This window comes from Streptomyces sp. NPDC002870 (assembly GCF_042888505.1).
Taxonomy (GTDB): Bacteria; Actinomycetota; Actinomycetes; order Streptomycetales; family Streptomycetaceae; genus Streptomyces.
In genome coordinates, this window is the sequence record NZ_JBIAPW010000007.1 from 274,553 (window position 1) to 293,912 (window position 19,360).

Here is a 19,360-nt window from a genome sequence, read left to right on the forward strand (position 1 = left end):
ATGAGGGGTGGTGGTCGGGCGACGGGCGGGCGTGTCAGGCGGGCAGGATGTCGCGTTCGGCCGGGGAGCGCCCCTGGCATTCCGCATGGGGGATGCCGGCGCTGTGCATCGGCATATCGGTCAGACCTGGGTAGTAGATGTGCAGACTGACGGCCGGTTCGAGCGAATCATTGACGACTTCGTGCACATAGCCGGGCGCGAACACCCGCTGCGCGCCCGCGGCGAGAGACCGGGGGCCCCGCTCGCTGCGCTCGGTGAGCTCGCCGTCGAGGACGGTCAGTACGCCTGACGACAGTCCGTGGTCGTGCAGCCCGCTGCCCTGACCGGGGACCCAGGACAGCAGCCACACCTCGTAGCCGGGCCCGGTGCGCAGCCGGTGGTACCAGCGGGAGGCGGTGTCGTACTGGACGAGGTGAGCCCACTGCGCGCCGTCGGCGGCGATGGAGCGGGCCAGCCCGACGAAGTCGGCGACGGTGGCCGGGTGCTCGCGGGCGGGCTGGAGAAGGTGTTGTACGGCGAGGATGTCGCCGGCGATCTGGAGGTCGCTGTCGCTGTTCATGGGTGCGGTGGTTCCTCGGCAGAGAATGTGCAGTGCTGGGGTGTCGCAGGACATGCGGTGCAAGCAGTGCACGCGGGCTGAGCCGCATGCGGTGAGTGGCTGGAGCGCTACGGGCGCATCAACAGCAGGAACAGCAACAGCGCGCCTGGACAGCGCTGCGGAACCCACGGAGCGGGGTCGCGGTGTGCGCTGAGGTCGCTGGCATGGGATCAAAGGTGACGGGTGAGCTCCTTACTGTCAACTCAATGCCCGATTTGGCGGTAATGTTTCACCTCATCCGGTTACTGGATGCGGAGAAAGGTTTGTGCAGCCGCGACCGCGGAGACATGGCGCAGCAACCGTGCTCGTAAACGCCGTTGCGGCCCCGTGATCGGACTGTGATCCGGATCGCTTAAATGGCTCGATCGCAACAAGATCGAACCCTGCGGCGTCTTCTCCTCGTGAGAGGAGGGTGCGGGGCAGGCCTCTGGCATGTGTCAGTTTTTTGGTGATTTGAACACTTTCCGCATAGCTTTGGTTCCGCAGAGTGAATACCGGGCCCAATAGCAGATCTCAGCTTGACTGGCCCGGAGCCACACACTTGTAATTTCACTCGTGTCGTTCGGCCGAAAATCGACAACGGCAACATCACGGGGACGCAAAGACAGATCGAGGGGCGCACATGACCGAGCTGTTCGAACAACTGCTGGTCGAGGACGCGGACGAGGAACTCGGCTGGCAGGAGCGCGCGTTGTGCGCCCAGACCGATCCCGAGTCCTTCTTCCCCGAGAAGGGCGGTTCCACCCGCGAGGCCAAGAAGGTCTGCCTCGCCTGCGAAGTCCGCTCCGAATGCCTCGAGTACGCCCTCGCCAACGACGAGCGATTCGGAATCTGGGGCGGCCTGTCCGAACGTGAACGCCGTCGACTGAAGAAGGCCGCCGTCTGAAAACCGCACCGATATCCGAAGCCCGGTCCGAAGCCCGATCCGGAGCCCGGTCCGAAGTTCGGCCCGAAGCCCGATCCGGGTCCCGGTTCGAAGTCCGGCAGGTAACCGAAGCCCGACCTGTAACCGAAGCTCCACCTGAGGTCCCGCCCAAGGGTCCGACGAAACACCACAAGCAGGTACGTAACCCCCGGTCCGCCGACTGCATCCTGACCGCAGTCGGCGGACCGTTCGTGTACCAGCCGTTAGTGTGGGGCCCCGTCCGAGACGCTCCAACGCCCCTAGGGGGCGACCCCCCGGCCGGAGGGCCCGTACCTCAATGTCCGCCACCACAGCCGCGTTCGCCCCCGCACACCCGCCCGAGTTCCCGCGGCACGTCGTCACCGCCGTGCTCGTCTCCCACGACGGCGCACGCTGGCTCCCCGACGCCCTCGCCGGACTCATCGGCCAGGAACGCCCCGTACAGAACGTCGTCGCCGCCGACACCGGCAGCGCCGACGACTCCGCGCGGCTGGTCACCGAGGCATTCGGCGCCGAGCGCGTACTGCACCTCGCCCGCCGCACCGGTTTCGGCACCGCCGTCGACGAGGCGGCCCGCACCGCGGGCGTGCTCACCCCCGACGACCTGCCCTACCTGAAGCGGCCCAGCGGCTGGGACCCCGCCAGCAGGACCTGGCGCGACGACGCGTACGACATGCCCGAACTGCCCTACGGCGAACCCGTCCAGTGGCTGTGGCTGCTCCACGACGACTGCGCACCCGAACCCGGCGCCCTCGCCGAACTGCTGCGCGTCGCCGACTCCGACGAATACGCCGCCATCGTCGGCCCCAAACTCCGCGGCTGGTACGACCGCAAGCAACTCCTCGAAGCAGGCGTCTCCATCGCCAACAGCGGACGCCGCTGGACCGGACTCGACCGCCGCGAACAGGACCAGGGACAGCACGACCAGATCCGCCCCGTCCTGTCCGTCTCCTCCGCCGGCATGCTCATCCGCCGCGACGTCTTCGAGCAGCTCGGCGGCTTCGACCGGCGACTGCCCCTCATGCGCGACGACGTCGACCTGTGCTGGCGTGCCCACGCCGCCGGCCACCGCGTCCTCGTCGCCCCCGACGCCGTCATGCGGCACGCCGAAGCCGCCGCCCGCGAACGCCGCACCGTCGACTGCGCCGGCCGCTCCGTCGCCAGCCCCCACCGCGTCGACAAGGCCGGCGCCGTCTACACCCTGCTCACCAACGCACGCGCCGCGGCCTTCCCCTACGTACTGCTGCGCATCGTCTTCGGCACACTCCTGCGCACCCTCGCCTACCTCGTCGGCAAAGTCCCCGGCCAGGCCGTCGACGAAGTCATGGGCCTCTTCGGCACCCTGCTGCGGCCCGAACGGATCATCGCCGGCCGCCGCAGGCGCGCCAAGCAGCGCGGCGCCGTAGAAGCGGGCGAACTGCGCCCGCTCTTCCCGCCGCCCGGCGCGACCGTCCGCGCCACCGTCGAACAGGTCGCCGGCCACTTCGGCGGCGGCTCCGACGCCGACTCGGGCGGCTCACGCCACGGCGCCGTCGAATCAGGACCCGGCGGGGACGACGCCGACTTCCTGGAGATCGAACAGTTCGCACGCCTGAAGAAGATCGCCCGCAAGCCGGGGCCGGTGCTCTTTGCCGTACTGCTCCTCGTCTCGCTCGTCGCCTGCCGCGGACTCTTCGGCGGTGGAGCGCTGGCCGGCGGCGCACTGCTGCCCGCCCCCTCCGACGTCTCCGACCTGTGGTCCCGCTACGCCGACAACTGGCACCCCCTCGGCACCGGCGGCACCCAGACCGCGCCCCCCTACCTCGCCGTGCTCGCGGCCCTGTCCACCGTCTTCCTCGGCTCCACCGGCTTCGCGCTCACCGTGCTGCTCGTCTGCTCGGTCCCGCTCGCCGGACTCACCGCGTACTTCGCCTCCCGCCCCATCGTCGAATCCCGGCCGCTGCGGGCCTGGGCGTGCATCGCGTACGCCTTCCTGCCCGCCGCGACCGGCGCACTCGCCACCGGACGGCTCGGCACCGCCGTCCTCGCGATCCTGCTGCCGCTCATCGCCCGGGCAGGCGTCGCCGCCCACGGACTGCGCAGCGGCACCGGCGGCGGGCGCGGCAGCTGGCGCGCGACCTGGGCGTACGCGCTCCTGCTCACCCTCGCCATGGCGTTCACGCCCATCGTGTGGCTGATCGCGCTCGTCCTCGGCATCGCCGTCCTCGTACTGCGACGCGACGACATCACTGCGTACGGGCTGCGGTTCCTCGCCGCCCTCGGCGTCCCGCTGCTCGTCCTCGCACCCTGGTCGCTGACCCTGCTGACCGGCCCGTCCGCCTTCTTCCGCGAAGCCGGACTCGAATTCGGCGCCGGATCGGCGAGCGCACTCGACCTCCTCGGAATGAGCCCCGGCGGCCCCAAGGCAGCAGGCGGAATCCTCCTCATCGGCATCGTCCTGGCGGCACTCGCCGCCCTGCTGCGCGGCGAACGGCAGTTCGCGATCCGCGCCTCCTGGGCCGTCGCGCTGGTCGGACTGGTCTTCGCGGTGATCGCCAACGGCTCCGGCTGGGCGGGCCCGGCCACCCTCGTCTACAGCATCGCCCTGCTCGCCGCGGCCGTACTCGGCGCCGAAGGCGGGCGTTCCCGCGTCGCCGCCCAGGACTTCGGCTGGCGCCAGCCCGTCGCCGGCCTGATCGCCCTCGCGGCCGGCCTGGCACCCCTGCTCGCCGCGGGCAACTGGATGCTCAGCGGCGCCGCAGGCCCGCTGGAGCGGCGCGACCCCGTCCAGGTGCCCGCGTTCGTCGCCGAGGAGAGCGACACCCGCGACCAGCCGCGCACCCTCGTCCTCGGCGGCGCCTCGGCCGCCAAGGTCTCCTACACCCTTGTACGCGGCTCCGGCGGCCGGCTCGGCGACGCCGAACTCGCCGAGGCGGGCGGCAGCGACCCCCGCCTCGACAAGATCGTCGCGAATCTCGTGGCAGGCTCCGGCGCCGACCAGACCAGCCAGCTCAGCGGATTCGCGATCCGCTACGTACTCGTACGCGACGGAGCGCCCCGCCAGACCAGCCGCGTCCTCGACGCCACACCCGGGCTGAGCAGGCTCAGCCAGCTCGACGGCAGCGCACTGTGGCGCGTCGACCGCCAGGTCGCCCGGGCCACCATCGTCAGCGGCAAGGGCGACCCGCTGCCCGTCGCGTCCGACGCCGTCGAGGCCCACGCCAAGATCCCGGCGGGCGAGTCGGGACGGCTGCTGCGCATCGCGGACCGCGCGGACGACGGCTGGCAGGCCACGCTCGACGGCCGCGTACTGAAGAAGACCACCGTCGACGGCTGGGCCCAGGGCTTCGAACTCCCCGCCGAGGGCGGTCGGCTGGATCTGACGTACGAAGACCCCGCCACCCATACCGGCTGGATCTGGGCCCAGGCCGGGCTGGCGCTGGTGCTGCTGGTCCTCGCTCTGCCGGGCAGGCGGCGGGAGATCGACGACGACCTGCCGGAAGAGGAGATCGTGGTCCCCGCGCAGGCGGTGGAGGGCGAGGGGCGCAGGGCACGCAGGCTGCGCGCGCAGGCGGAAGCGGAGACGGAAGCGGAGGCCGGGGCCACGTCACCGTCGCAGTCTTCGCCGTCTTCGTCGCCCGAGGCTGCTGCGGCGCACCCCGATCCGTACGCTCAAATCCCCGCCGAACATGACGTCTTCGCGCAGCAGCACCAGCAAGGGGTGCAGCAGCAAGGAGTGCAGCAGCAAGGGGAGCAGCAGTCCCCTTATGCGGCGGTCCCGCAGCAGCAGTACGGCGAATGGGACGCGCAGTCGTACGCGGACGCCGGATACACCGCCCCGTACGCGAACGAGCAGTACCAGGGCACCGCGTACGGCGACGGGCAGCAGCAGTACGACGGTGAGCCGTACCAGCAGCCGCAGCCGTACCAGCAACAGCCGTACCAGGGCGAACAGTTCCAGGACCAGTACCAGGCCGACCAGTACCAGGCCGCGCCCTACGGCGACGGTCAGTACCAGGAAGGGCAGTACCAGGAGGGGCAGTACCAGGAGGGGCAGTACGACCCCTACGCGTACGGCAGCGAGACCGACCAGCACCCCGACCCGAACGGCAACGCCGGCAAGACAACCCGAGGCGAGTCAGAGTGAAGCGCACAACCATCTCCCTGCTCGCCACCGCCACCGCCCTCGCCGCGGTCACCGGTGTCGCCGCGCTCACCGCGCCGGACGGCGGTGCGGCGACGGAGGCCAAGGCCCCGCCGCGGCTGCCGGTCGAGCGCTCCAGCCTGCTCTGTCCCGCGCCGAGCAGCTCAGAGGTCGCGGAGACCGCCTACACCTCCTTCACCCCGGCGGGAACGGCCGGGGAAGACGCGAAGGACGGTACGGCCGAACTGAAGCCGTCCTCGGCCGTGTTGTCGGACCCGGACACCGCGCCCAAGAAGGACGACGAGTCGAAGGCTGACGCGGCGAAGGGCGACGCCGCGAAGGGTGCGAAGAAGCCGGCGTCCGGCAAGCCGGTGCTCGCGCTGAAGGAGCCCGGCAAGCCCGTCGCCGCCACGGCCGAGGGCGGCGACGCTCCCGCCCTGGTCGGCACCGCCACCGGCCGCCTCGCCCCCGGCTGGACCACCCAGCAGACCACCACGGTCACGGCGGGCGGCTCCCGCGGCCTGCTCGGCCTGAGCTGCACCGGGCCGGACACCGACTTCTGGTTCCCCGGAGCGTCCACGGCCGAGGACCGGCAGGACTACGTTCACCTCACCAACCCGGACGACACCGCGGCCGTCGCCGACATCGAGCTCTACGGCAAGGACGGCGCCCTCAAGACCACTCTCACCGAGGGCATCCCGGTCCCCGCCGGATCCAGCGTCCCGGTCCTGCTCTCCACCCTGACCGCCGCCGAGCCCGCCGCGGATGTGACCGTTCATGTCACCACCCGCACCGGACGGGTGGGAGCCGTGGTGCGGGCCGCCGACGACAAGGCGGGCAGCGACTGGCTGACCGCCTCGGCCGACCCGTCAGGCACCGCGGTGCTGCCCGGCATCCCGGCGGACGCCACATCGGTACGTCTGGTGGCCTTCGCGCCCGGCGACGACGACGCCGACCTGAAGGTGCAACTCGCGGGTGCGACGGGCCGGATCACCCCGGCCGGACACGAGACGCTGCACGTCAAGTCGGGCATGACCGCGAGCGTGGACCTGCTGGACGTCACCAAGGGAGAGGCTGGATCGCTGATCCTCAGCCCGTCCCAGAGCGGCCGGGCGACCCCGGTGGTCGCGGCGCTGCGCGTCGTACGCGGCAAGGGCGACAAGCAGGAGGTCGCCTACATCCCGGCGACCGCGCCGGTGGGGGGGCGGGCGACCGCCGCCGACAACCGGGCCAAGGGCTCGACGCTCTCCCTGACCGCGCCGGGCGCCACCGCGCAGGTCAAGGTCACCGCATCGGCGGGCACGCTGGGCGGCACGCAGGTCGTCAAGACGTACACGGTCAAGGCCGGTACGACTCTGGCGGTCACCCCGCCCGTCCCGGCCGGGCTGAAGGGCTCCTACGCACTGACGGTGGAGACGGAGTCGGGCGGGCCTGTGCACGCGTCGCGGACGCTGGCGCTGGCGCAGAACGGCATCTCGATGTTCACGGTGCAGACGCTGCCGGACGACCGGGGGACGGTGGCGGTGCCGGAGGCCGAGCAGGACCTGTCCGTACTCGACGACTGACGCTGCCTGACGCCTGACGCCTGACGCCTGACGGATATCGGATATCGACTGACGGATGCCAGCTGACAGATTTTGAGATCTGTCAGCTGTCAGTCCTGCCCGTACCGCGGATCCACCGACTCCGGCGCCAGCCCCAGCAGCTCCGCGACCTGCTCCACGACCACCTCGTGCACCAGCAGCGCCCGCTCGTCGCGATTCTTCGTACGGATCTCGACGGGCCGCCGGTAGACCACGATCTGAGCCGGCTGTCCCTTGTTCGCCGGAACCGAGCTGCCCAGCGGCACTGACCCCTCCGGCGCGCCCGGCACGTCCAGTACCAGAAAATCCACGTCGGCCAGCTGCGGCCAGCGCCGTTCCAGCCGTTCCACCGAGTCCTGCACGAGGTCCCGGAAAGACTCGGCCCGGCTCGCGGCGAGGGGCACCTGGGGCGGGGCGACGGGCCCGCGCATGCCGCGGCCGTGGCGGTCGCGACGGCGCGGCCGTGGCTCGGTCGGGCGGGGAGGTACGGGACTGTCCATCACTGACGCAGAGTAGCTCTCCCCGGCGCGCGGCGATCGAGTGCGCGCGCCGGGCGGGAAGCTTGTCGCTAATTGAACATTCCAGCCAAGCTTGGGCCCGATTGCATACCTCCCCGCGATCGCCGATCTCGTCGTGATTGACCTCATTTACGTCAAGTCATGACCGGATCACGGGCGGTCGCCGACCGCGCGTGTCTCTTTCCGTGCAGGTCAGGGCAGTTGCTGGGCGAGTCGCCATGACCGACGTCACAGCACGACACGGTGGAGTGACCTGGTGGAGAGTCGTCGCAGCCCGCTCAAGAGTGCGGTACCGTCCAACGTCGTGAGCCCTGTACGTCGCTGTTCGCGCACCGCGTGCGGCCGCCCTGCCGTCGCGACACTGACGTACGTCTATGCCGACTCGACTGCGGTCCTCGGCCCGCTCGCCACCTACGCCGAGCCCCATTGCTACGACCTGTGCGCAGAGCACAGTGAGCGCCTGACCGCCCCGCGCGGCTGGGAGGTCGTCCGGCTCACCGACGGCTCTGTGCCGGCCCGGCCCTGCGGCGACGATCTCGAGGCGCTCGCCAATGCCGTACGGGAAGCGGCCCGTCCTCAGGGGCGTGCGGCCGAGGCCGGTGCGCAGAACGGCCGGCGGACGGCGGACCCGATGGAGGTCGCGCGCCGCGGCCATCTGCGGGTACTGCGTTCCCCGGACTCCTGAACCGCCCGGTTCGCGGCGGCTGACTGCCCCGGCGCAACTCGCCGACATCCGAGCGGCGTTGGCGCGCGGCAGCGCCGGGTTGGATGCTCCCCTAGTTTGTGCGGGTACTTTGAGGTGACCGCAGAGACTCCAGGAGGGTTGGCCCGTGACTGCTGATCTGTCGCAGATCGTGAAGGCGTACGACGTCCGCGGGGTGGTGCCGGATCAGTGGGACGAGGCGCTGGCCGAACTGTTCGGCGCGGCGTTCGTCCAGGTGACGGGCGCGGAAGCGATTGTCGTCGGCCATGACATGAGGCCGTCGTCGCCGGGGCTCTCGGGGGCGTTCGCGCGGGGGGCCGCGGACCGGGGCGCGGATGTCACGCTGATCGGGCTGTGCTCGACGGACCAGCTGTACTTCGCGTCGGGGAATTTCGACATTCCGGGCGCGATGTTCACCGCTTCGCACAACCCGGCGCAGTACAACGGCATCAAGATGTGCCGCGCGGGTGCGGCGCCGGTGGGCCAGGACACCGGCTTGGCGGACATCCGCGCGCTGGTCGAGTCCTGGTCCGAACAGGGCGCCCCGGAGCCGGCGGCCGAGCGGGGCAAGGTGACGCAGCGGGACACGCTCACCGACTACGCTGCGCATCTGCTGTCGCTGGTGGACCTGTCGTCGATGCGTCCGCTGAAGGTGGTCGTGGACGCCGGCAACGGGATGGGCGGCCACACGGTCCCGACGGTTTTCGAACCCCTTCCCGTCACTCTCGTACCGATGTACTTCGAGCTGGACGGCACCTTCCCCAACCACGAGGCGAACCCGCTGGACCCGGCGAACATCGTCGACCTCCAGGCGCGCGTCCTGTCCGAGGGCGCGGACCTGGGTATCGCATTCGACGGCGACGCGGACCGCTGCTTCGTGGTGGACGAGCGGGGCGAGGGCATCTCGCCGTCGGCGATCACGGCGCTGGTCGCGGCGCGCGAGCTGGCGAAGCACCCCGGCGGGACGGTGATCCACAACCTGATCACGTCGTGGTCGGTCCCTGAGGTGGTCCGCGAGAACGGCGGGACCCCGGTCCGTACGCGGGTCGGCCACTCCTTCATCAAGCAGGAGATGGCCCGTACGGGAGCGATCTTCGGCGGCGAGCACTCGGCGCACTACTACTTCCGCGACTTCTGGAACGCGGACACGGGCATGCTGGCGGCCCTCCACGTCCTTGCGGCGCTCGGTGGCCAGGACGGCACGCTGTCGGAGCTGGTCGCCCAGTACGACCGCTACAGCGGCTCGGGCGAGATCAACTCCACGGTCGACGACCAGGCGGCCCGCACGGCGGCGGTGAAGGCGGCGTACGCGTCCCGCGAGGACGTCACGATCGACGAGCTCGACGGCCTGACGGTGTCGACGGAGGACTGGTGGTTCAACCTCCGCCCGTCGAACACGGAGCCGCTGCTGCGCCTGAACGTGGAGGCGCGTGACGCGCAGACGATGGCAAAGGTGAGGGACGAGGTGCTGGGACTGGTCCGGGGGGCATAACGCCCGGACCAAGGGCGGAAGGGGATGGGGCGGCCGGAAGGGGTCGGGGAACGCCCCGCCCCGGCCGGGCGCGCACAAGGAACAGCCCCGCCCAGTACGGGCGCCCGTTCCCCCAGAACGCGCCGCACCCCGCCCCCCAGCGGTACGCTGACGTCGCTCATTCCGGATCACCGCGACCGCATGTTCGACATGCGAAATGCCCGAAGGGACACACCACACATGCCGCTCGAAGCCGGCCTCCTGGAGATCCTCGCCTGCCCGGCCTGCCACGCCCCTCTCAGCGACCGCACGGCAGCCGACACCCCGGAGCTGATCTGCACCGCCAAGGACTGTGGCCTGGCCTACCCGGTTCGGGACGGCATCCCCGTACTCCTCGTCGACGAGGCACGCCGCCCCGCCTGACCCACCACCGCACGGCGATCATCGGAGGCCCACCCCCATGCTCGACGAGTCACTCCTCGACGCCCCGGAAGCCCTGGCCCGCGCCGATCGCCGTGGACTGCTCCGAGGCGCCGCAGAAGCCGGGGCGCGCCTACGCACCGCCGCCCGGCACGCCGCCGAGGCCGGCATCGCCGAGCTCACCGCCGAGGGCCGCCCCCGCGCCGTCCTTCTCGCCGGCGCCGGCACCGCCGCAACAGGCGTAGCCGACCTCATCGGCGCCCTCGCCGGAGCCTCCGCCCCCGTCACCCGGATCCACCCCACCGGCGTAGCCCCCGCCGCCGGCGCGCTGCGCTGGGCGCTCCCCGGCTGGGCCGGCTCCGTGGACCTTCTCCTTGTCGCGACCACCGACGGCAGCGAACCAGGCCTCGCCCTCCTCGCCGAGCAGGCGTACCGCCGCGGTTGCAGCGTCGTCGCCGTCGCCCCCGAGCGCTCCCCGCTCTCCGAGGCCGTCGGCGGCATCCACGGCCTGGTGGTGCCCATGGCCACCGCCCCGCACGAGATGTACGAGGAGATCCAGACCGCGAGCCCCGGCGAGCTGTGGGCCCTGTTCACCCCCCTCCTCGTCCTTCTCGACCGTGTCGACCTGCTCGAAGCGCCCCCGGAGACCCTCGCCAAGGTCGCCGACCGCCTCGACCACGCCGCCGAACGGTGCGGCCCGGCCATCGCGACGTACAGCAATCCGGCCAAGACGCTCGCCGCCGAGCTCGCCGACAGCCTTCCGCTCATCTGGACGGAGGGCGCGGGCGCCGCCCCGGCAGGCCGCCGTTTCGCCGCCGTACTGGCAGAGCTGGCCGGCCGCCCCGCCCTCGCCGCCGAGCTCCCCGAGGCGCTCCCAGCCCACGGCGTGCTGCTTACCGGCGATTTCGCGGGCGGCGCCGACCCGGAGGACTTCTTCCGCGACCGTGTCGAGGAGCAGCAGGCGCTGCGGGCACGTGTCGTACTGCTGCGCGACCGCCCCGTCGGCGGCCTGAGCGCCGCGCCCGCCGCCCGCGAACTGGCGCTCAGCCACGACACCGCGATCAGCGAGCTGGAACCGGCGGAGGGCACCGATCTTGAGTCGATCGCCGAACTCCTCGCCATCACCGACTTCGCCGCCGTCTACCTGTCCCTGGCGGCCTCCCACACCCCGAAGTAGCGACACGTCCCGCGACGTGACGACACGTCCCGCAAGCAAGTCCCACAAAGCAACGCAAAGCAAAACGCAAAGCAATAGGAAGACAGGAAGAACCGGGAAGACCATGGATCGTCTCTCCAACACGGTGCGCCCCTACGCCTGGGGCTCCACGACCGCCATCCCGGAACTGCTGGGCATCGCGTCCACCGGCGAGCCCCAGGCCGAGATGTGGATGGGCGCCCACCCGGGAGCGCCCTCCCGTGTCACGCGCGACAGCCACGACACCCGCAACGCCGCCGAGCAGCCGCTCTCCGACCTGATCGCCGCCGACCCGGTGGGCGAACTGGGCGCCGCGGCCGTCGAGAAGTTCGGCCCGCGTCTCCCCTTCCTCCTCAAGATTCTCGCGGCCGGCGCCCCGCTCTCCCTCCAGGTCCACCCGAACCTCGCGCAGGCGAAGGAGGGTTACGCAGCCGAGGAGGGCGCGGGCGTCCCGATCGACGCCCCGCACCGCAACTACAAGGACCCCAACCACAAGCCCGAACTGATCTGCGCGCTGACGCCCTTCGACGGCCTGTGCGGATTCCGTACGCCCCTCGCAGCCGCCGATCTTCTCGCCGGACTCGACGTGGACTCCCTCAAGCCGTACGTCGACCTCCTGCACGCCCACCCGGAGGAGGCCGCGCTCCGCGAGGTCCTGACCGCGGTGCTGACCGCCGACCCCGACGAGATGGCGGCCACCGTCGCGGAGGCCGCGGCCGCCGCGGAACGGCTCGGCGGCGCCTACGCCCCGTACGCCTCGATCGCGCACCACTACCCCGGCGACCCGGGCGTCATCGCCGCGATGCTGCTCAACTACGTCCAACTCCAGCCCGGCGAGGCCCTGTTCCTCGGCGCCGGCGTCCCGCACGCCTACCTCAACGGCCTGGGCGTGGAGATCATGGCCAACTCCGACAACGTGCTGCGGTGTGGACTGACCCCCAAGCATGTGGACGTCCCGGAGCTGCTGCGCATCGTCCGCTTCGAGGCGAGCGACCCCGGCGTTCTGCGCCCCGAGGCCTCGCCGTCGGGAGAAGAGGTCTACGACACCCCGATCGATGAATTCCGCCTCTCGCGTTACGTCATCGCGCCGGACGCGGCGCCCCGCGACCTCACCGCACACACCCCGCAGATCCTGCTCTGCACGGCGGGCAGCGTGACGGCCGGCGATCTGACCCTCGCCCCAGGAGAGTCGGCGTTCGTGCCTGCGGGGGACAAGGTGGAGATCTCGGGCACCGGCGACAGCGCGGGCACGGTCTTCCGAGCCACTGTGGTGGCCTGACGCGGCGCCGTTTTCAGGGGCTGCAACAATGGCGCATCGCAAAGACCGGGCAAAGCCTGGGCGGCGACCGACGTAGGCACGAAGGGACATCCGGCACTCATGAGCGCGTCAGGCGGAACCAAGGCGATCGTGGCGGCACTCGCCGCCAACCTCGCAATCGCGGTAGCGAAGTTCGTTGCGTTCCTGTTCAGCGGCTCGTCGTCGATGCTCGCTGAGAGCGTCCACTCGGTCGCGGACTCCGGCAACCAGGGCCTGCTGCTCCTCGGCGGCAAGAAGGCCAAACGCGAGGCGACCCCGCAGCACCCCTTCGGCTACGGCCGTGAGCGCTACATCTACGCCTTCCTCGTCTCCATCGTGCTCTTCTCGGTCGGCGGCATGTTCGCGATCTACGAGGGCTACGAGAAGATCAAGCACCCGCACGAGATCGAGGCCTGGTACTGGCCGGTCGGCGTCCTCGTCTTCGCGATCATCGCCGAGACGTTCTCCTTCCGTACGGCGATCAGGGAGTCCAACGAGACGCGCGGCAAGAAGTCGTGGACGGAGTTCGTGCGCCACGCCAAGGCCCCCGAGCTGCCCGTCGTGCTCCTCGAGGACCTTGGCGCGCTCGTCGGTCTGGTCCTGGCGCTCGGCGGCGTGAGCCTGGCCCTGGTCACGGGCAACGGCGTGTGGGACGGCATCGGCACGCTCTGCATCGGCGTCCTGCTCATCGTGATCGCACTCGTCCTGGCGGCCGAGACGAAGTCGTTGCTGCTGGGCGAGGCCGCGGGCATCGACGACATCGAGAAGATCAAGGCAGCGGCGGTGGACGGTGAAACGGTCACGGGCATCATCCACATGCGTACGCTCCACCTCGGCCCGGAGGAACTGCTGGTCGCGGCCAAGGTCGCCGTCCAGCACGACGACACGGCCGCGGAGGTCGCGGCCGCGATCAACGCGGCGGAGGAGCGCATCCGCGCCGCGGTCCCGATCGCCCGCGTGATCTACCTGGAGCCGGACATCTACAGCGAGTCGGCGGCAGCGGCGGGCGTCAACCCGGCGAAGTCCCCGGGCGGCCCGGGCCCGGACGCCGCTCACTGAGCTGCGTACGACGAGACGGCCCCCCGCCCACACGGGCGCGGGGCCGTCTCGTCGAGGCGGCGGCCCTCGACGTGCTGCGCTCATCTCGATGCCGAGCGTGTCTGCCGCCTGCGCCAGCTTCTCCGCGGCCTATAGGTGTGGGCGATGCCTGTCGGACAGGCGGTCACCGCAAGCAGCTTCAACATCCGCTGCTCGCTCGCCGGACTGGTCACGTGGTTCTCCCTACACTTCGCGGCGCAGATCGTGCGGATGCTTCCGATCCGCAGAGCAGCGCGCAACAGAGAAGCGCCTCGTCAAAGCCCCGTGACCCTGATTGCCACGGCCGACTGCCCCGGATGTGGCCAGAACCCAGCCGGGCGGGCTGGGGCCCACTGCGCCGATCGGTGTAGATTCGTGACGAGAGTCAGACGTCGCGCTGCTGATGGCGGTCGGGCGGTCCCGTTGTGCGGACCGGCCGAGGGAGAGAGGGCCTCCGACGGACTGCACTGCGAGTGCCCGGGCATTGGTATGCCTATGGCCGCCGCAGAGCCAGCCGTATCCACCCTCGACCCAATCACGAGGAGCAGCTCGCATGTCGACTGTCGCCACCGGCCAGGATTTCAAGGTCGCCGACCTTTCCCTCGCCGCCTTCGGACGCAAGGAGATCACTCTCGCCGAGCATGAGATGCCCGGTCTGATGTCGATCCGTAAGGAGTACGCCGCCGCGCAGCCGCTGGCCGGCGCGCGTATCACCGGTTCGCTGCACATGACCGTGCAGACCGCCGTACTGATCGAGACGCTGGTCGCGCTGGGCGCCGAGGTGCGCTGGGCGTCCTGCAACATCTTCTCCACCCAGGACCACGCCGCCGCGGCGGTCGCGGTCGGCCAGAACGGCACCCCGGAAGCGCCGCAGGGCGTGCCGGTCTTCGCCTGGAAGGGCGAGACGCTGGAGGAGTACTGGTGGTGCACGGAGCAGGCGCTGACCTGGCCGAACACCCCCACCGGCGGCCCGAACATGATCCTGGACGACGGCGGCGACGCCACGCTCCTGGTGCACAAGGGCGTGGAGTTCGAGAAGGCCGGTTCGGCCCCGGACCCGGCCACCGCGGACAGCGAGGAGTACGGCCACATCCTGCGTCTGCTGAACCGCACGCTCACTGAGGCCCCGCAGAAGTGGACGCAGCTCGCGTCCGAGATCCGCGGCGTCACGGAGGAGACGACGACGGGTGTGCACCGTCTGTACGAGATGCAGCGGGACGGCCTCCTTCTCTTCCCCGCGATCAATGTGAATGACGCGGTGACGAAGTCGAAGTTCGACAACAAGTACGGCTGCCGCCACTCGTTGATCGACGGCATCAACCGTGCCACCGATGTGCTGATCGGCGGCAAGGTGGCTGTCGTCTTCGGTTACGGCGATGTGGGCAAGGGCTGTGCGGAGTCGCTTCGCGGCCAGGGCGCCCGCGTGGTCATCACCGAGATCGACCCGATCTGCGCGCTGCAGGCGGCGATGGACGGTTACCAGGTCACCACGCTGGACGAGGTGGTGGAGACGGCCGACATCTTCGTCACGACGACGGGCAACAAGGACATCATCATGGCCGGGGACATGGCCAGGATGAAGCACCAGGCGATCGTCGGGAACATCGGTCACTTCGACAACGAGATCGACATGGCCGGTCTGGCCGCGGTCGAGGGCATCGTCAAGGACGAGGTCAAGCCGCAGGTGCACACCTGGAAGTTCCCGGACGGGAAGGTGCTGATCGTGCTGTCGGAGGGTCGTCTGCTGAACCTGGGCAACGCGACCGGTCACCCCTCGTTCGTGATGTCCAACTCGTTCGCGGACCAGACGCTGGCCCAGATCGAGCTGTTCACCAAGCCGGAGGAGTACCCGACCGACGTGTACGTGCTGCCCAAGCACCTGGACGAGAAGGTCGCCCGGCTCCACCTGGACGCGCTCGGCGTGAAGCTGACCACGCTCCGCCCCGAGCAGGCCGACTACATCGGTGTCCCGGTCGAGGGCCCGTACAAGTCCGACCACTACCGCTACTGATCGGCTACTGACACACCCTCAGCAGCAGGTACCAGCGGTACCAGGCAGGCCCCCGCACCCCCGTGTCGGGGGCCTGCCCCGTACCGTCCCCGAACGGCTCCGGCTCCTGGTTCGACATCCAGAGCCTCACCGCACAAGGACACCTACGACCCCATGCCCCGCGGCCGCTATTCGCTCCACGATCCGCACGATCACACCCCCCTCGGCGAAGAACACTTCCAATGCGCCCCCGGCCCCTCCGGCTGGCGTTACGTCTCCCAGATCACCACCCCCTCCGGCGATCACGCCGGCTCCGTCGACCTCACCCTCGACGAACTCGGCCGTCCCATCCGTCTCGAACTCCACGCCGCGAGCTGGCAGGTCCGCGGTGCCGCCCTCGACGGCGTCACCTGGGTCCGAACCGACCCCACCGGCACTCATGCCACCGAAGGCAATGTCCGCGCCCACGCCTTCACTGGCACATCCCCTGCTTTCCTCGTCGCGACCGCACGTCTCCTGCGCCTCACCCCCGGTTCCCCCGCGACGCGCGTCCGCCTCGTCGCCTTCACGGATCCTGTCCTCGCCCCCCGCACTCTCGACCAGTCCTGGGCCCTGATGAAGAGTGAAGCGCATGCCACTGACAATGGCCCCCTGACAGTGGACGAATACCAGGTCAGCGCCCTGGACACGGGCGAGCAGCACATCGTTCACATCGCCGGCGACGTGGTCCTCGGGGCCCCCGGCATCGAACTCGAAGACCTCGAGACCCCGCCCTCGGTCTTCCCCTGACGTCTCCTGGCGACCGACCTACGCAGGCGGTGCGAATCCGGTGGCGGGAGATGAGTCGGCCACGGCCTCGGAGGCGGGCCTCGATACCGGCTCGGCCCCTGTCGCCACCCCGAGCGGAACATCCGCTCCACGAGCACCTGCGGCCCCCGCCGCCTCAACCGCACCGGCGATCGCCGGCCCCGCCGCACCCGGGCGCGCGTTCACCCGTCCTGCGTCCGGTCCTGCGTCCGGTTCCGCGTCTACCGGTCCAGCGCCAACCGGCTGCCGGCTGCCTGCGGCCACCGATCCCGTGGCTGGAGCACCCGCCCCTGCGCCCACCGCGCCCGCGGCTGCTGCGCCACCGCCCGCTGCCCCTGCGGCTGCCCTCGCCCCTGCCCCGAAGGCCCGACGGGCGTCACGCGCCTGCCGCTCGTTCACCACAGCAGCCAAATACGCGGCCGGCGGTACTCCTTCCGGCGCGGGAGCTCCCGTGCGCGCCGCCAGATCACCCGCCAGCCGCCCCGCCATGGACCAGCTCACCGCCGGGTCCAGCTGCCTCATCCGCGTCAGGTACTGACGTATCGCAAGCCACAGATCATCAGGCACCGCCGACAGATCCAGTTCGGCGAACCGTCCGACGAGCCATGGCGGCGGAGACGGCATCACCATTCCCCGCGCGGCCGGCATCCGTTCCCGCACCACGAGCGTCCCCGCGAACACATCCCCTATCCGCCGCCCCCGCGCCGACACCAGCGAAGCGATACAGGCGATGACCCCGAACGACATCAGGATCTCCACCACGCCCATCGCCCCGCGCACCAGCGCGTGCCGGAACCGGATCGGCCCACCGTCGTCCCGCACCACCCGCAGCCCACAGGCGAGCTTTCCGAGTGAGCGCCCGTGGCTGAGGGTCTCCACGGCTATCGGCGCCCCCACCAGGACCAGCAGAAACGACGCGATCGACACCGCCATGACCGCCGCCTCGTCCAGCGAGGCAGTCGCCACCGCGAGCCCGAGCGATATCAGGAGAAACCCGGTCCACACGACCACAAGATCGATCACGAGAGCGAGCGCTCGGCTCGGCAGTTTCGCCGGCTGCAGCCCCAGTACAACCGCATCCCCCGTCACAAGCGCATTCACCGCTGCCCGCCCCTTTCCGTAGATCTCCACTGCCCCTGATCCTCAGTCTGCCAAGCTGGCCCGCAGCGCGCCGCAGTAGTGCAGTAGTGCCGCAGTAGTGCAGTAGTACGGACCGTACGCACCCAGTGCCTGGAGCAGCAGCCGACCATGGACCTCGATGTCTTCGTGACCGCCCACCGCGCCGAGTGGGACCGCCTGGAGCACCTCCTGCACCGGGGACGCCACCTCACCGGCGCCGAAGCCGACGAACTCGTCGCCCTCTACCAGCGCACAGCCACACACCTCTCCCGCATCCAGTCCAGCGCCCCCGACCCGATGCTTACGGGCAAGCTCACCCAGCTCGTGGCCCGCGCCCGCTCCACCGTCACCGGCACCCGCCGCGCCACCTGGCGCGACGCGGTCCGCTTCCTCACTGCCGGCTTCCCCGCGGCTGTCTACCGCTCCCGCCACTGGTGGATACCCACCGCGGTCCTCTCCACGGTCCTCGCCGCGATCATCGGCTGGTGGATCGGCACCCACCCCGAGGTCCAGTCGGCGATCGCGGCCCCCGACGAACTCCGCCAGCTCACCCGCCCCGGCGGTGAGTACGAGACGTACTACTCCAGCCACCCCGCGGCCTCCTTCGCCGCCCAGGTCTGGACGAACAACGCCCAGGCCGCCGCCATGTGCCTGACTCTGGGAGCGTTCCTGTGCCTCCCGGTGATCTGGATCCTCTTCCTCAATGTGCTGAACCTCGGCGTCGGCATCGGCCTGATGTCATCGGTGGGTCGCCTCGACGTCTTCCTGGGCCTTGTCCTCCCGCACGGCCTGCTCGAACTGACCGCAGTCTTCGTCGCCGCAGGCACGGGACTCCGTCTCGGCTGGACGGTCATCGACCCCGGCCCGCAGTCCCGCCGCACGGCCCTCGCTCAACAGGGCCGCGCCGCGATCGGCATGGCCATCGGCCTGGCCCTCGTCCTGTTCGTATCGGGCGTGATCGAAGGCTTCGTCACCCCCTCGGGCCTGCCGACCTGGGCGCGTATCGCCATCGGCATCGTCGCTGAGCTGGCGTTTCTGGCGTACGTCTACATCCTGGGCGGCCGAGCCGCCCGAATGGGCGACATGGGCGACGTGGAGGAGACAGACCGCAGCGCCGAACTCCCGGCCGCTGCCTGATGTGCGATCGCCCCCTCTGACCTGCTAGTCTCCTCTCCGCCCCACGGAACCCGTTGACACGGGAGCAGTGGGGAGGTAGATTCAAACGGTTGCCTCGGACTGGACAAGTGCGAGTGTGACCGTTAGTGTCTCTCTCGCTCTCGACGGGAATTGAATTCCCGCAGAGCCTCTCGATTCTTAATCCGGATCACGAAGGTCGATTAGGTCGACCGAAATGCTTCTGATAACGTCGGGTCAGCCGAAAGGCAAACAGGCCTCTCCAATCGGCCACTGGATTCGAATTCCTCACCGGAAACGGAATGGAAAAAGAGTCTGGTAAGGTTGGAAACGCAAGACCGAAGGGAAGCGCCCGGAGGAAAGCCCGAGAGGGTGAGTACGAAGGAAGCGTCCGTTCCTTGAGAACTCAACAGCGTGCCAA

General features: G+C 70.2%; 15 protein-coding genes. 12 read left to right on the plus strand and 3 right to left on the minus strand.

Annotation, left to right across the window (positions count from 1 at the left end):
- Positions 1-34 precede the first annotated feature (34 nt).
- Complete coding sequence (locus tag ACFYWY_RS12245; protein ID WP_389183727.1) at positions 35-559, minus strand: cysteine dioxygenase; 525 nt, start codon at positions 557-559, stop codon at positions 35-37.
- Positions 560-1,220: 661 nt separating this feature from the next.
- Between ACFYWY_RS12245 and ACFYWY_RS12250 the strand changes: the two genes are divergently transcribed.
- The 3 genes from ACFYWY_RS12250 to ACFYWY_RS12260 all read left to right on the plus strand — a co-directional run bounded on the left by ACFYWY_RS12250 (position 1,221) and on the right by ACFYWY_RS12260 (position 7,190).
- Positions 1,221-1,484, plus strand: coding sequence for a WhiB family transcriptional regulator (locus ACFYWY_RS12250; protein ID WP_023541320.1), 264 nt, complete (start codon positions 1,221-1,223; stop codon positions 1,482-1,484).
- Positions 1,485-1,800: 316 nt separating this feature from the next.
- Positions 1,801-5,628: a glycosyltransferase gene (locus ACFYWY_RS12255; protein WP_389183730.1), complete on the plus strand. Its 3,828-nt coding sequence runs from the start codon at positions 1,801-1,803 to the stop codon at positions 5,626-5,628.
- Positions 5,625-7,190 carry a DUF5719 family protein gene (locus ACFYWY_RS12260; protein WP_389183733.1) on the plus strand — a complete coding sequence of 522 codons (1,566 nt, stop codon included), beginning with the start codon at positions 5,625-5,627 and terminating at the stop codon, positions 7,188-7,190. Before ACFYWY_RS12255 ends, ACFYWY_RS12260 begins: the two co-directional genes overlap by 4 nt.
- An 89-nt stretch (positions 7,191-7,279) precedes the next feature.
- Here the strand turns inward: ACFYWY_RS12260 and ACFYWY_RS12265 are convergent, their stop codons facing one another.
- Positions 7,280-7,708, minus strand: a complete 429-nt coding sequence (locus ACFYWY_RS12265) for a metallopeptidase family protein (protein WP_307665943.1) — start codon at positions 7,706-7,708, stop codon at positions 7,280-7,282.
- 274 nt (positions 7,709-7,982) lie between these two features.
- On the opposite strand from ACFYWY_RS12265, the gene ACFYWY_RS12270 reads away from it, so the two are divergent.
- The 8 genes from ACFYWY_RS12270 to ACFYWY_RS12305 all read left to right on the plus strand — a co-directional run bounded on the left by ACFYWY_RS12270 (position 7,983) and on the right by ACFYWY_RS12305 (position 16,668).
- Positions 7,983-8,411 (plus strand): DUF3499 domain-containing protein, encoded by a 429-nt coding sequence (locus tag ACFYWY_RS12270; RefSeq protein WP_389183737.1) that lies wholly within the window; start codon positions 7,983-7,985, stop codon positions 8,409-8,411.
- 145 nt (positions 8,412-8,556) lie between these two features.
- Positions 8,557-9,921: a phosphomannomutase/phosphoglucomutase gene (locus ACFYWY_RS12275; RefSeq protein ID WP_389183740.1), complete on the plus strand. Its 1,365-nt coding sequence runs from the start codon at positions 8,557-8,559 to the stop codon at positions 9,919-9,921.
- A 219-nt stretch (positions 9,922-10,140) separates the two neighbouring features.
- Entirely contained in the window at positions 10,141-10,323 is a 183-nt protein-coding gene (locus tag ACFYWY_RS12280) for a Trm112 family protein (protein ID WP_389183743.1), read from the plus strand.
- 37 nt (positions 10,324-10,360) lie between these two features.
- Positions 10,361-11,497, plus strand: a complete 1,137-nt coding sequence (locus ACFYWY_RS12285; protein WP_389183746.1) for an SIS domain-containing protein — start codon at positions 10,361-10,363, stop codon at positions 11,495-11,497.
- Positions 11,498-11,600: 103 nt separating this feature from the next.
- Complete coding sequence (manA, locus tag ACFYWY_RS12290; RefSeq protein ID WP_389183749.1) at positions 11,601-12,794, plus strand: mannose-6-phosphate isomerase, class I; 1,194 nt, start codon at positions 11,601-11,603, stop codon at positions 12,792-12,794.
- 99 nt (positions 12,795-12,893) lie between these two features.
- Positions 12,894-13,871 carry a cation diffusion facilitator family transporter gene (locus ACFYWY_RS12295; protein ID WP_389183753.1) on the plus strand — a complete coding sequence of 326 codons (978 nt, stop codon included), beginning with the start codon at positions 12,894-12,896 and terminating at the stop codon, positions 13,869-13,871.
- A gap of 571 nt (positions 13,872-14,442) precedes the next feature.
- Complete coding sequence (gene ahcY / locus ACFYWY_RS12300) at positions 14,443-15,900, plus strand: adenosylhomocysteinase (protein ID WP_389183756.1); 1,458 nt, start codon at positions 14,443-14,445, stop codon at positions 15,898-15,900.
- A gap of 153 nt (positions 15,901-16,053) precedes the next feature.
- The gene (locus ACFYWY_RS12305) at positions 16,054-16,668 is read left to right on the plus strand and encodes a hypothetical protein (RefSeq protein WP_389183759.1); all 615 of its coding nucleotides are present in this window, start codon (positions 16,054-16,056) and stop codon (positions 16,666-16,668) included.
- A gap of 18 nt (positions 16,669-16,686) precedes the next feature.
- Here ACFYWY_RS12305 and ACFYWY_RS12310 read toward each other — a convergent pair whose 3' ends face one another.
- Positions 16,687-17,787 carry an RDD family protein gene (locus tag ACFYWY_RS12310; protein ID WP_389183814.1) on the minus strand — a complete coding sequence of 367 codons (1,101 nt, stop codon included), beginning with the start codon at positions 17,785-17,787 and terminating at the stop codon, positions 16,687-16,689.
- A 147-nt stretch (positions 17,788-17,934) separates the two neighbouring features.
- On the opposite strand from ACFYWY_RS12310, the gene ACFYWY_RS12315 reads away from it, so the two are divergent.
- Positions 17,935-18,942, plus strand: coding sequence for a stage II sporulation protein M (locus ACFYWY_RS12315; RefSeq protein WP_389183762.1), 1,008 nt, complete (start codon positions 17,935-17,937; stop codon positions 18,940-18,942).
- The last annotated feature ends 418 nt before the right edge of the window (positions 18,943-19,360 follow it).